Source organism: Sphingomonas immobilis (assembly GCF_030580995.1).
Taxonomy (GTDB): domain Bacteria; phylum Pseudomonadota; class Alphaproteobacteria; order Sphingomonadales; family Sphingomonadaceae; genus Sphingomonas; species Sphingomonas immobilis.
Genome location: NZ_JAUQSZ010000021.1, coordinates 1 through 10,746, shown reverse-complemented (window position 1 = coordinate 10,746; position 10,746 = coordinate 1). Strand labels below are relative to the sequence as shown.

Here is a 10,746-nt window from a genome sequence, read left to right as displayed (position 1 = left end):
CGCGAGCGGCTCGCCGCCAACACCGCTGAGGTGAAGGGCTGGCGCGCACGCGCCGGCGAGGCGGCGCGGCGCATCGCCGAGATGGACAAGCGCAGCGACGCGCTCGCCACCGAAAGCGCGGCGCTGGCGGGGCGGCCCGAAGCCTTGCTTGCCGAGATCGCCGCGCAGGAAACCGCGCACGCCGTCGTCCGCGCCGATGCCGATGCCGCCGCCGCCGCCGAACGCGCCGCCGAGGCGACCTTGCGCGAGACCGAGACGAAGGCGCACGCCGCCGCCGAAACGCTGGCGCAGGCGCGCGAAGCGAGAGCCGGGGCAACGGCGCGCGCGGAGAATCACGATCTGCGCCGCGTCGAGATGAACCGGCTGGCGGGCGAGCGTTTCCAATGCCCCTCGGTGCTGTTGCCCGAGCGCGTCGGCTTCGATGGCGGCACGGTGCGTTCGCCGCAGGAGGAATCCGCCGCCCACGAAAAGCTGATGGTCGATCGCGAGAGGATCGGGCCGGTCAACCTCGTCGCCGAAACCGAGCTTGCCGAGCTGGAAGCCGCCAGCACCAGCACCGCCGCCGAGCGCGAGGAACTGGGCATCGCCGTCAACCGGCTGCGCGGATCGATCGGCACGCTCAACCGCGAGGGTCGCCAGCGCCTGCTGGCCGCGTTCGAGGCGGTCAACGGTCACTTCCGCCGCCTCTTCACGACATTGTTCAATGGCGGCCAGGCGCATCTCGAACTGATCGATTCGGACGATCCACTTGAGGCTGGGTTGGAGATCATGGCGCAGCCGCCGGGCAAGAAACTGCAGTCGCTGACTTTGCTGTCGGGCGGGGAGCAGGCGCTGACGGCGGTGGCGCTGATCTTCGGGCTTTTCCTGACAAACCCCGCGCCGATCTGCGTGCTCGACGAGGTCGACGCGCCGCTCGACGATGCCAATATCGAACGCTTCTGCGGTCTGCTCGATGCGATGAGCCAGGAAACGGCAACGCGCTACCTGATCGTCACGCACAATGCCGTGACGATGAGCCGCATGCACCGCCTGTTCGGCGTGACGATGATCGAACAGGGTGTGAGCCGGCTGGTGTCGGTCGATCTCGGTGGTGCAACGGGGCTGCTGGCGGCGTGATCCTTACCCGCCGTTAACGCCTTAGGTGAGATGAAGGGGCGACCGCGATACTCCCCCGGAAAAGCCGCCATGACGAACGCCCCGATTGTCGGTCACTGGTCCTGCGACCTGCTCACCGAGCGTGTGGAATGGGACGAGGGCGTCTACGATCTGTTCGGCTTGCCGCGCGGTGTTCCGCTTGACCGCGCCACCGCGATCCGCCGCTACGACCGGCCATCGCTGATCGCGATGGAGTGTCTGCGCACGCAGGCGATCCTCGACAAATCGGGCTTCACGCTCGACGTGCGCATCACCACCGTCTCCGGCGAACCGCGCGTCATCCGCATCGTCGCGGCGGTCGAAAGCGAGGGCGGCAAGGCGGTGCGGCTGGCGGGCACCAAGACAATCGTGACGGACTAAACATTCATCAATCGACAGCGTGGGCGATAGAACATATATCGAACGCATGGCGCAGCTCGATGTCCAGCAGAAGCTCGAAATCCTTGCGGATGCGGCGAAATACGACGCGTCCTGCGCATCGTCGGGATCGGTGAAGCGCACCTCGCGCGGCGGCAAGGGTGTGGGATCGACCGATGGCGGGATGGGCATCTGCCACGCCTATGCGCCGGACGGACGCTGCATCTCGCTGCTCAAGATCCTGCTGACGAACTCGTGCATCTTCGACTGCCATTATTGCATCAATCGCAAGAGCAGCAACGTGCGCCGCGCGCGCTTTACCGCGCAGGAGGTCGTCCAGCTGACACTCGCCTTCTACAAGCGCAATTACATCGAAGGGCTGTTCCTGTCCTCGGGCATCATCGGCTCGTCCGATTATACGATGGAGCAGATCGTCGAGGTCGCGCGGAGCTTGCGCGAGGACCATGATTTTCGCGGCTATATCCATCTCAAGACGATCCCCGATGCCGATCCCGAAATCGTCCACCGCGCGGGGCTGCATGCCGATCGCGTGTCGATCAATGTCGAACTGCCGACAGCCGCCGGGCTGACGCGGCTCGCGCCGGAGAAATCGGGCGCGCGGATCGAGGCGGCGATGGGGGACACGAAGACCGCGATCCTCGACCGCGAGGATGCCAAGACGCGCTATCGCTCCGCGCCCGGCTTCGCGCCGGCGGGGCAGTCTACGCAGATGATCGTCGGCGCCGATGCCGCGACCGACGGCGACATCGTGACGCGCGCGGCGGGGCTGTACGACCGCTTCAACCTGCGGCGCGTCTATTATTCGGCCTTCTCGCCGATTCCCGATGCGAGCGCCGTGCTGCCGCTCCAGCGCCCGCCGTTGATGCGCGAGCATAGGTTGTACCAGTCCGACTGGCTGATGCGATTTTACGGCTATGCACCCAAGGAGGTGGCGGCGGCGACCGATGCGACGACGGGGATGCTGCCGCTCGATATCGATCCCAAGCTCGCCTGGGCGCTCAAGTTTCGCGAGACCTTTCCGGTCGATATCAATCGCGCCCCGCGCGAATTGCTGCTGCGCGTGCCGGGGCTGGGGGTGAAGGCGGTCGATGCGATCGTGACGGCGCGGCGCTGGCGGCGGTTGCGGCTGGCGGACGTGGCGCGGCTGACGGTGTCGGTGGCGAAGGTGCGGCCGTTCCTGATCGCCGAGGACTGGCGGCCGGTGGCGCTGGCCGACGCGGCCGATCTGCGCCCGGTGGTGGCGAAGAAGACCGACCAACTCGAACTGTTCGCGGCCTGAATTGAACGTCCGGCAGGCCCGCGTGTTGATGGCGTGAAGGAGATTTCAGATGGCCGAAGCGCAGATCTACCGCGACCTCAAGAAGGATCACGACAAGCAGCGTGCGATGCTGAAGGAGCTTGGCGACCTCAAGGGTGATACGAAGAAGCGGCAGGCGCTGTTCGAGACGTTCCGCGTCGAGCTGGAGGGCCATGCGGCCGCTGAGGAGGAGTCGCTCTATGCGACGATGTTGGGCGATCCCGAACTGCGCGACGATGCCCGTCATTCGGTGTCGGAGCATAAGGAGGTCGATGATCTGCTCGGCGAGATGGAGGATCTCGACTTCGGCTCCGATGAATGGAGCGAAAAATTCTTCCACATGCGCCGCCGCTACGAGCATCACATCGAGGAGGAAGAAGAAGAGATGTTTCCCGCCGCCGCGAAGGAACTCGACACGGCGACCGAGGACAAGCTCGCCGAGGTCTATGAGGACCGCAAGCCCAAGGAAACCGCCGAGGCCAAGGTCAATCCGCCGAGCGCCGACGAGCGCGAGTGACGCTTGCGGACGGTAAGGCTCGCCGAACAGGGCGACTTCGAAGGCTGGCGCGACGCCGCACGCGCGCTGGCTGGGGAGGGCGTTCCGGCGGAGGATGTGGTCTGGCAGGTCGGGGATGACGCGGCGGATTTGTTCGGTGCGGAACCTGCTGCGGCGGCTCCGGTGGTGCCCAAGGCCAAGCTCACCGTGCCGCGCGCTTTCCTTTCGCTCGCCGAGAGTGTCGTTCTGTCGAACCAGCCCGAACGCTTCGCTCTGCTCTACACCGCCCTGCTTCGCCTGCAGGAGCGACCGAAGCTGCTTGAGGACGCGGCCGATCCGCTGATTCGCCGCCTCGAAGTTCTCGCCAAGGAGGTGCGGCGCGATATCCACAAGATGCGGGCGTTCGTGCGTTTCCGTGAAGTGGAGGATGCGGACGGCACCCGCTTCGTCGCCTGGTTCGAGCCGGAGCATCATATCGTCCGCGCCAACGCCGCCTTCTTCATCGATCGCTTCGCGTCGATGCGTTGGTCGATCCTGACGCCGGAAGTGTCGATCCACTGGGATGGCAAGACGCTGACCGAAGGCCCCGGTGCCAGCAAGGCCGACGCGCCGGCGGGCGATCCGATCGAGGCGGTGTGGAAAACCTATTACGCGTCGATCTTCAATCCGGCGCGCGTGAAGATCGGCGCGATGCTCAAGGAAATGCCGCGGAAATACTGGAAGAACATGCCCGAAACCGCGTTGGTGCCGGGCCTGATCGCCAGCGCGCAGGCGCGGGAGAGCGGCATGATCGTGAAGGCGAGAACCGAGATCGGCGGCAATGCCGAGGCTGCGTGGGCGGCACTGCGCGACGAGGCGGCCGCCTGCACGCGATGCCCGCTCTACGCGCCCGCCACGCAGACGGTGTTCGGCGAGGGGCCGGTCGATGCCGATCTGGTGTTCGTCGGCGAGCAGCCGGGCGATCAGGAGGATCTTTCTGGAACGCCGTTCGTCGGCCCGGCTGGGCAGGTGTTCGATCGCGCGCTGGCGGAGGCCGGGATCGACCGCGACCGCGTCTACGTCACCAACGCCGTCAAGCATTTCAAGTTCGAGCAGCGGGGCAAGCGCCGTATCCACTCCAAGCCCGGTGCGGGCGAGATCGAGGCATGTCGCTGGTGGATCGATCAGGAACTGATGCTGGTGAAACCGCGCGTCACCGTGGCGCTCGGTGCGACGGCGGCGCGCAGCCTGTTCGGCAGGGTCGTGACGATCGGCAAGGAACGCGGTCGCGCGCAAACATTGCCGGGCGGCGGCGAGGCGTGGATCACCGTCCACCCGAGCTTCCTGCTGCGCCTCCCCGATGAAGACGCCAAGCGGATGGAATATGCGCGCTTCGTGGAGGATTTGCGGATGGTGCGCGAGCGGATGGATGGCGCGTGAATTTCCGTCACCCCAGCGAAAGCTGTCTCCCGATAATGGAGCGCTCGCCCGCAGCTGATACCCCAGCCGTCGCTGCGAAAACGAAGGAAAAGTGGGGAGCTTCTGTTGCTCGGTGCTCCCCGTACCGCCGGTGTCCGCTTCTGTTGCCCGGTGCGGCCCGAACCGCGTTTATGCGTCGTAACCTAGGCCGTTAGGCCGTCAGTTACGCGGCAATCGCGAGTGCTTCGTTATCGTTAGCACTTGTGGTTTTGAGCCTTGAACGGGTTACTCAGCCCGGGCAAAAACAGCGCCTTTCAACACACGTCGATCCTGGTTCGGCCCCTTCAGAGCCCCTTGTTTCCAAGGGGTTATGGTGGAGCCGCCGGGTACTGCCCCCGGGTCCGCTGCATCTAGTCTACGCTGCACTTTATCGCCATAGTCTCCGGCCGAAGCCTTACGACAGGACCGATATAGGCGCGGAAAATCGATATGCAAATTTAAAGAAAAGCCCGCCTTTCGCTCGCCACAATAAGAGTCCATATCGAGCGTATTATGTTGACGCAGCGTTCCCGTTACGCGCTTCGCGCGATGATCAACCTTGCTGAGGCGCCTGCGGGCAGTCCGCCGATCCCGATGAACCGGATCGCGGAACAGGCGAACGTGCCGCGCAAGTTCCTGGAGCTGATCCTGGCGGATCTGCGCGAGGCGGGGTTCCTGCACAGCCACCGCGGCAAGATGGGCGGCTATTGCCTGGCGCGCCCGAAGCACCTCATTTCGCTCGGCGAGATCATCCGCGTGATCGAGGGGCCGCTCGCGCTGGTGCCCTGCGTCAGCCGCACCGCCTATCGTTCGTGCAAGGATTGCAAGGACGAAGCGAATTGCGCGATCCGCCACGCGATGCTGCGCGTGCGCGACGAGACTGCGCGGATTCTGGACGGCACCAGCCTGGCCGATGCAGCCGCCGAGGAACTGGCGGCCGCGTAACCCTCTTCCAGACCGTTCGCCCTGAGCTTGTCGAAGGGCGTGCTAAGTGCGGTGCGCTCTGGACACGTGCTTCGACAGGCTCAGCACGAACGGTGTCGAGTTGGTTACGCCCGCTTCTTCAACTCGTCGCGGATTTCGCGGAGTAGCGCGATGTCGGCGGGTTCCGGCGCATCGGCCGCCGGCACCTCGGGCTTCGGCATCAGCTTGTTGATCGAACGTACCAGCAGGAAGATGATGAAGGCGAGGATCACGAAATTGACCGCTGCGGTGATGAACGCGCCATAGCCAAGCAACGGCACGCCAGCCTTTTTCAACGCGGCATAATCGGACGATCCCGCAAGCGCCTCCGGCACTTTGCCCAGCACCACGAAATAGCTCGAAAAATCGAGCCCGCCCAAGATCTTGCCGATGATCGGCATGATGATGTCGTCGGTCAGGGACGACACGATCTTGCCGAAAGCCGCACCGATGATCACCGCGACTGCGAGGTCGAGCACGTTGCCGCGCGAGATGAACTCCTTGAACTCCTTGAACACGGACATTCCCCTTCCGATTTTACTTCCGCGCACCTGTGCTAGTCGGGTATGGCGGCGCGGCCAAGGGCTGGAGGGAATTTACCCCATGAAGTTTCGTGTCGTTTTCGCCGTCGCCGCTCTCGCGATGCTGTCCGCATGCGGTCTCAACAGCGTGCCGACCGCGGAGGAGAACGCCAAGGCGCGCTGGGCGGACGTGGAAAACCAGTATCAGCGCCGCGCCGATCTGATCCCCAATCTCGTCGCGACGGTGAAGGCCGCCGGCGCGCAGGAGAAGGCGATCCTTGTCGAGGTGACGCAGGCACGCGCCGCCGCCAACCAAGTGAAGGTATCCGGCGACGACCTCAGCGACCCCGCCAAGGTCGAGCAATTCTCGCGCGTACAGGGTGCGCTCGGCCTTTCGCTGCAGCGCCTGCAGGAGGCCTATCCCGAGCTCAAGAGCCAGGGCAACTACACTACGCTGATGAGCCAGCTCGAAGGTACGGAGAACCGCATCACCATCGCGCGGACCGACTACAACACGGCGGTACAGGCCTATAACACCAGGATCCGCACCTTTCCCGACGCGATCGGCGCCAAGATCTTCTACGGTGCCAAGCCGCTGACGCCGTTCAAGGCGACGACGGCGAACGCGGAAGTCGCGCCGACCGTCAATTTCGGTAACGCGAACTGATCCGGGTGAGCGCGCTCGACGGACGCGGGCGCGCACATCACGGAGCCACGGCATGAAGATCCTCCGCGCCTTGCTGCTGGTGCTGTTCCTGGCGTTCGCCGGGGCGGCGCAGGCGCAGCAGTCGCTCACCTTCCCCAACCTGACCGGACGCGTTGTCGATGAGGCGAAGCTGCTCAGCCCCGAGCAGGTGCAGGATCTGACCGCCAAGTCCGAGGCGATCGAGAAGGCTTCGTCGCGCCAATTGGTAATCGCGACGATCCCGGACCTGCAGGACACGCCGATCGAGGATTACGGTTACAAACTCGGCCGCTACTGGAAGCTGGGGCAGGCGGGCGCGAACAACGGCATCATCCTCATCGTCGCGCCGAAGGAGCGCAAGGTGCGGATCGAGGTCGGGCGCGGGCTCGAGCCGATCATGACCGATGCGCTGTCGAGCGTCATCATCCGCGACACCATCCTGCCCAGGTTCAAGGCCGGCGACATGGCCGGCGGCATCATCGCCGGTGCGGATGCGATCGGCGAGCAGATGAAGCTGCCGCTCGAAGCGGGCGAGCAGCGCGCCGCGGCCGCCGTGCAGGCCTCGGAAAAGCGTGAGCGCCGCAGCGGGGGCGGGATCAATGGCGGCTTCATCGTCCTCGCCATCATGATCGGGCTGTTCTTCGTCCTGCCGATGCTGTTCCGTCGTGCCGGCGGGCGGCGCTATCAGAGCAGCGGCTGGGGCGACGTCGCCAGCAACGTCGTGCTGTGGTCGGCGCTCGACAGCCTGACGCGCAACAACAATAGCGGATCGGGTTGGGGCAGCGGCGGCTCCGACTGGGGCAGCAGCGATAGTGGCGGCGGCAGCGACTTTTCGGGCGGTGGCGGCGATTTCGGGGGCGGCGGCGCCTCGGGGGACTGGTGATGCGCAAACCCACGCCAGAGGAACGCCGCGCCGTCGCGCAGGCCGTCCACGCAGCGGAGGGCGGGACGTCGGGCGAGATCGTGACGATCATCGCCGACCGCTCCGATTCCTATCACGACGTCGGGCTGCATTATGCGATCGCGGCGATGCTGATCGTGCCGTTGTTGTTTGCGGCCTGGCCGGCGGGGCCGGCGGCGGTCGTCTCCTATATCTACAGCGGCTGGGGCAGCGCCGAAGTGCGCGACCTGATGCTGCTGACATTCTTCGCGATGGGCGTGGTGTTCCTGATCGTGCGCTACGGCCTTGCATATATGCCGCTGCGGCTGTGGCTGACGCCCAAGGCGACGCGGCGGCGGCGCGTGCGGCGGCGCGCGCTGGAGCTGTTCAAGGTCGGCACCGAGGCGCGGACGGCGGGGCGCACCGGCATCCTCATCTACCTCTCGCTCGGCGAGCATATGGCCGAGATCATCGCCGACAGCGCGATCCACCGCGTCGTCGCGGACACCGAATGGGGCGAGGCGATGGCGGCGATGATCGCGCAGGTGAGGCAGGACCGGATCGCCGACGGCATGATCGCGGCGGTGGACCATGTCGGCCGCCTGCTGGCACAGCATCTGCCGCGCGCCGACGACGACGTGAACGAACTCCCCGACAGGCTGATCGAATTGTGACCCTTCGACAAGCTCAGGATGATCGGCAAATTGTCTGGCAGGGCAAGTACATCACCGTCGTCAAGCAGGGGACGTGGGAATATGTCGGCCGCGCGCGCGACATCCGCGCGGCGGTGATCGTCGCGGTCGACGATGGGCACGTCCTGCTGGTCGAGCAATATCGCGTGCCGCTCGGGCGACGCTCGCTGGAGCTGCCGGCGGGGCTGGTCGGCGACGAGACCGAGGGCGAGGAGATCAGCAGCGCGGCGGCGCGCGAGTTGGAGGAGGAAACCGGCTACCGGCCCGCGCGGGTCGAGGCGGTGGGCGAGTTCTTCTCTTCGCCCGGCATGGTGTCGGAGAGTTTCACGCTGGTCCGCGCCTACGACCTGACGCGGGTGCACGCGGGCGGCGGGGTCGCGGGCGAGGACATCACCGTCCACCGAGTCGCGCTGAATGGGATCGTGGATTTCGTCGCGGCGAAGCGGGCCGAGGGCGTGGCGATCGATTCGCGGATCACGCTGTTGTTGGCGCCGGCGATCCTAGGCTAAGCGCAGCTTAGCCGCGGAACAGCGCCGGCGCGGCCGGCGGCGCTACAGCGCCGTCCGACGACGCGGCTTTGCCGCGGCGCTCGTTTCACTTGAAATTGTCGGCGTAGGCCTGGAGCTTCAGCTTGCGCTCGGGCGCGGGGGTGACGGTGAAGGCGATCCCCTCGCGCGTCGCATAGTCGATCGCCGCCTCCATCGTCGGAAAGCCGAGGCGGAGCTGGTCGCGCGTATCGCCCGATCCCGCCCAGCCGGTGAGCGGATCGGGCTTCTTGGCCTCGGCGGGCTCGTAATCGAGCACCCAACCGGTGGTGCGGGCGCGGCCGGACTGCATGGCGTTCTTGGGGCGCTGATAGATGCGGGCGTTGGCCATCGGATTCCCTTCGTTCGGTCCTCCCTTATCGCCCTTCGCGCGCCCGTGCATCAGCGTTTTTCGTGCGCGTCGTCGGAGAAGCGCCGGCGGGATCGTCGGGCCAGGGGTGGCGCGGATAGCGGCCGCGCATCTCGCGCGCGACGTCGGCCCAGCTCCCGCGCCAGAAGCCCGGCAGGTCGCGCGTCGTCTGGATCGGGCGACCGGCGGGCGAGGTGAGGCTCAGCACGAGCGGCACCGTGCCTCCGGCGATGGCGGGATGCGCGGCGAGCCCGAACAGTTCCTGCGGGCGCAGGTCGACGCGCGGGCCGCCCTCGGCGGCGTAGTCGATCGAATGGTTGGTGCCGGTGGGCGCGTGGAAATGCGTGGGGGCCTCGGCGTCGAGCAGCTTGAGCGTGTCCCAGCCGATCATCCCCCGCAGCGCCTCCGCCAGCGCGCCGGTGTCGAGCGTATCGAGGCGGCGCTTGTTCGCCAGCAGCGGCGCGAGCCATTCGTCGGCGCGCGCAAGTAAGCTCGCCGCGTCGAGATCCCCGACAGGGCGGTCGAGCCCGCGCAGGAAGGCGACGCGCGCGAGCAGCGCCTGCGCGGCGTCGTTCCACGGCAGCAGTTTCAGGCCGTGCGCGCGGACGCCTTTCAGCAGCGCGGCGGCGATGGCCTTGCGGTCGGGATCGGCATCGGGCCCGCTCGACAGGCGGATAGCGCCGAGGCGACGGACGCGGCTGGCCTGCACGCCGCCGGTCGCGGGATCGAAGGCGACGGTGCGCTGCGTCTCGATCCGGTCGCCGAACAGCGCCTCGACGGTGGCCTGGTCGATGGCGGCGGCGGAGAGGATGCGCGCGCCCGCCGCCATGCCCTGAGTCTCCGCGACGGCGAGCCACTCGGCGCGGGCGAGGCTGGAGGCGGGGTCGAGCTTGAATCCGCGCCCGCCGGCGGAGGCCCAGGTCTCGCCGGAGGAGTCGCGGCGGCGGGCGATACGATCGGGGAAGGCGAGGGCGATGGCGGTTGCGAGCCCTCTCCCCTCCGGGGAGAGGGCAGACGAGCGCAGCGAAGTCGGGAGAGGGGCTGTTTCAGAGTGCTGCGTTCGCGACTGCCCCTCTCCTAAATCCTCTCCCCGGAGGAGAGAGGACTTGATGAGCCCCGCCCACCGTTTCGCCAGTCGTCGCCCGGCCTCCGCGCGCTGGCCGCGCTCGCTGCGCCAGCGGCGCAGGCGCACCTCGAGGTCGGCGTCGGGGCCGCCGAGGCCGCGCTCGCCGAGCAGCACCGCCACTTCGGCGGCGACCGTGCCGAGGCCCATCTCGCCGGCGCGCACCAGCATGTGCCCGAGACGCGGCGGCAGCGGCAGGCGGGCGATGGCGGCGCCGTGCGGGGT

13 protein-coding genes and 1 other RNA gene are annotated in these 10,746 nt (G+C 67.0%); 10 read left to right on the top strand and 4 right to left on the bottom strand.

Annotated features, from left to right (window positions below; all coding sequences use genetic code 11):
• The 5 genes from Q5H94_RS20450 to Q5H94_RS20430 all read left to right on the top strand — a co-directional run.
• Window positions 1–1,116, top strand: a 1,116-nt coding sequence (locus tag Q5H94_RS20450; RefSeq protein WP_459112999.1) for a coiled-coil domain-containing protein, incomplete at its 5' end; no start/stop codon positions are given.
• 69 nt (window positions 1,117–1,185) lie between these two features.
• Window positions 1,186–1,515 carry a hypothetical protein gene (locus tag Q5H94_RS20445; protein WP_304563112.1) on the top strand — a complete coding sequence of 110 codons (330 nt, stop codon included), beginning with the start codon at window positions 1,186–1,188 and terminating at the stop codon, window positions 1,513–1,515.
• A 46-nt stretch (window positions 1,516–1,561) separates the two neighbouring features.
• On the top strand, window positions 1,562–2,812 hold the full coding sequence (locus Q5H94_RS20440) for a putative DNA modification/repair radical SAM protein (RefSeq protein WP_304563114.1): 1,251 nt from the start codon (window positions 1,562–1,564) through the stop codon (window positions 2,810–2,812).
• Window positions 2,813–2,861: 49 nt separating this feature from the next.
• Window positions 2,862–3,347: a hemerythrin domain-containing protein gene (locus Q5H94_RS20435; RefSeq protein ID WP_304563111.1), complete on the top strand. Its 486-nt coding sequence runs from the start codon at window positions 2,862–2,864 to the stop codon at window positions 3,345–3,347.
• A 3-nt stretch (window positions 3,348–3,350) separates the two neighbouring features.
• Window positions 3,351–4,745, top strand: a complete 1,395-nt coding sequence (locus Q5H94_RS20430; RefSeq protein ID WP_304563110.1) for a UdgX family uracil-DNA binding protein — start codon at window positions 3,351–3,353, stop codon at window positions 4,743–4,745.
• Between the two features lie 129 nt (window positions 4,746–4,874).
• Here the strand turns inward: Q5H94_RS20430 and ssrA are convergent.
• Window positions 4,875–5,224: a transfer-messenger RNA gene (gene ssrA / locus Q5H94_RS20425) on the bottom strand.
• 52 nt (window positions 5,225–5,276) lie between these two features.
• On the opposite strand from ssrA, the gene Q5H94_RS20420 reads away from it, so the two are divergent.
• Window positions 5,277–5,708, top strand: coding sequence for an RrF2 family transcriptional regulator (locus tag Q5H94_RS20420; RefSeq protein WP_304563109.1), 432 nt, complete (start codon window positions 5,277–5,279; stop codon window positions 5,706–5,708).
• 104 nt (window positions 5,709–5,812) lie between these two features.
• On the opposite strand, the gene mscL is transcribed toward Q5H94_RS20420, so the two are convergent.
• Complete coding sequence (mscL, locus tag Q5H94_RS20415) at window positions 5,813–6,244, bottom strand: large conductance mechanosensitive channel protein MscL (protein WP_304563113.1); 432 nt, start codon at window positions 6,242–6,244, stop codon at window positions 5,813–5,815.
• Between the two features lie 85 nt (window positions 6,245–6,329).
• Here mscL and Q5H94_RS20410 point away from each other — a divergent pair, with 85 nt between their 5' ends.
• From Q5H94_RS20410 to Q5H94_RS20395, 4 genes are read left to right on the top strand one after another with little or no spacing between them, the layout of a single operon-like run.
• Complete coding sequence (locus tag Q5H94_RS20410; RefSeq protein ID WP_304563108.1) at window positions 6,330–6,914, top strand: LemA family protein; 585 nt, start codon at window positions 6,330–6,332, stop codon at window positions 6,912–6,914.
• A gap of 52 nt (window positions 6,915–6,966) precedes the next feature.
• The gene (locus Q5H94_RS20405; RefSeq protein WP_304563107.1) at window positions 6,967–7,815 is read left to right on the top strand and encodes a TPM domain-containing protein; all 849 of its coding nucleotides are present in this window, start codon (window positions 6,967–6,969) and stop codon (window positions 7,813–7,815) included.
• A complete protein-coding gene (locus Q5H94_RS20400) occupies window positions 7,815–8,486 on the top strand; it encodes a TPM domain-containing protein (RefSeq protein ID WP_304563106.1) in 672 nt (223 codons plus the stop codon). The genes Q5H94_RS20405 and Q5H94_RS20400 overlap by 1 nt, the downstream gene beginning before the upstream one ends.
• Window positions 8,483–9,013 (top strand): NUDIX hydrolase, encoded by a 531-nt coding sequence (locus Q5H94_RS20395; RefSeq protein WP_304563105.1) that lies wholly within the window; start codon window positions 8,483–8,485, stop codon window positions 9,011–9,013. The genes Q5H94_RS20400 and Q5H94_RS20395 overlap by 4 nt, the downstream gene beginning before the upstream one ends.
• An 85-nt stretch (window positions 9,014–9,098) precedes the next feature.
• On the opposite strand, the gene Q5H94_RS20390 is transcribed toward Q5H94_RS20395, so the two are convergent.
• A complete protein-coding gene (locus Q5H94_RS20390; protein ID WP_304563104.1) occupies window positions 9,099–9,380 on the bottom strand; it encodes an ETC complex I subunit in 282 nt (93 codons plus the stop codon).
• A 25-nt stretch (window positions 9,381–9,405) separates the two neighbouring features.
• Window positions 9,406–10,746, bottom strand: a 1,341-nt coding sequence (locus tag Q5H94_RS20385; RefSeq protein ID WP_304563103.1) for an ATP-dependent helicase C-terminal domain-containing protein, incomplete at its 5' end; no start/stop codon positions are given.

Bases quoted from the DNA above. Each gene is read 5' to 3' on its own strand.
- Q5H94_RS20445 (WP_304563112.1), top strand. From the start codon at position 1,186: ATGACGAACGCCCCGATTGTCGGTCACTGGTCCTGCGACCTGCTCACC.
- Q5H94_RS20440 (WP_304563114.1), top strand. From the start codon at position 1,562: ATGGCGCAGCTCGATGTCCAGCAGAAGCTCGAAATCCTTGCGGATGCG.
- Q5H94_RS20435 (WP_304563111.1), top strand. From the start codon at position 2,862: ATGGCCGAAGCGCAGATCTACCGCGACCTCAAGAAGGATCACGACAAG.
- Q5H94_RS20420 (WP_304563109.1), top strand. From the start codon at position 5,277: ATGTTGACGCAGCGTTCCCGTTACGCGCTTCGCGCGATGATCAACCTT.
- Q5H94_RS20410 (WP_304563108.1), top strand. From the start codon at position 6,330: ATGAAGTTTCGTGTCGTTTTCGCCGTCGCCGCTCTCGCGATGCTGTCC.
- Q5H94_RS20405 (WP_304563107.1), top strand. From the start codon at position 6,967: ATGAAGATCCTCCGCGCCTTGCTGCTGGTGCTGTTCCTGGCGTTCGCC.
- Q5H94_RS20400 (WP_304563106.1), top strand. From the start codon at position 7,815: ATGCGCAAACCCACGCCAGAGGAACGCCGCGCCGTCGCGCAGGCCGTC.
- Q5H94_RS20390 (WP_304563104.1), bottom strand. From the start codon at position 9,380: ATGGCCAACGCCCGCATCTATCAGCGCCCCAAGAACGCCATGCAGTCC.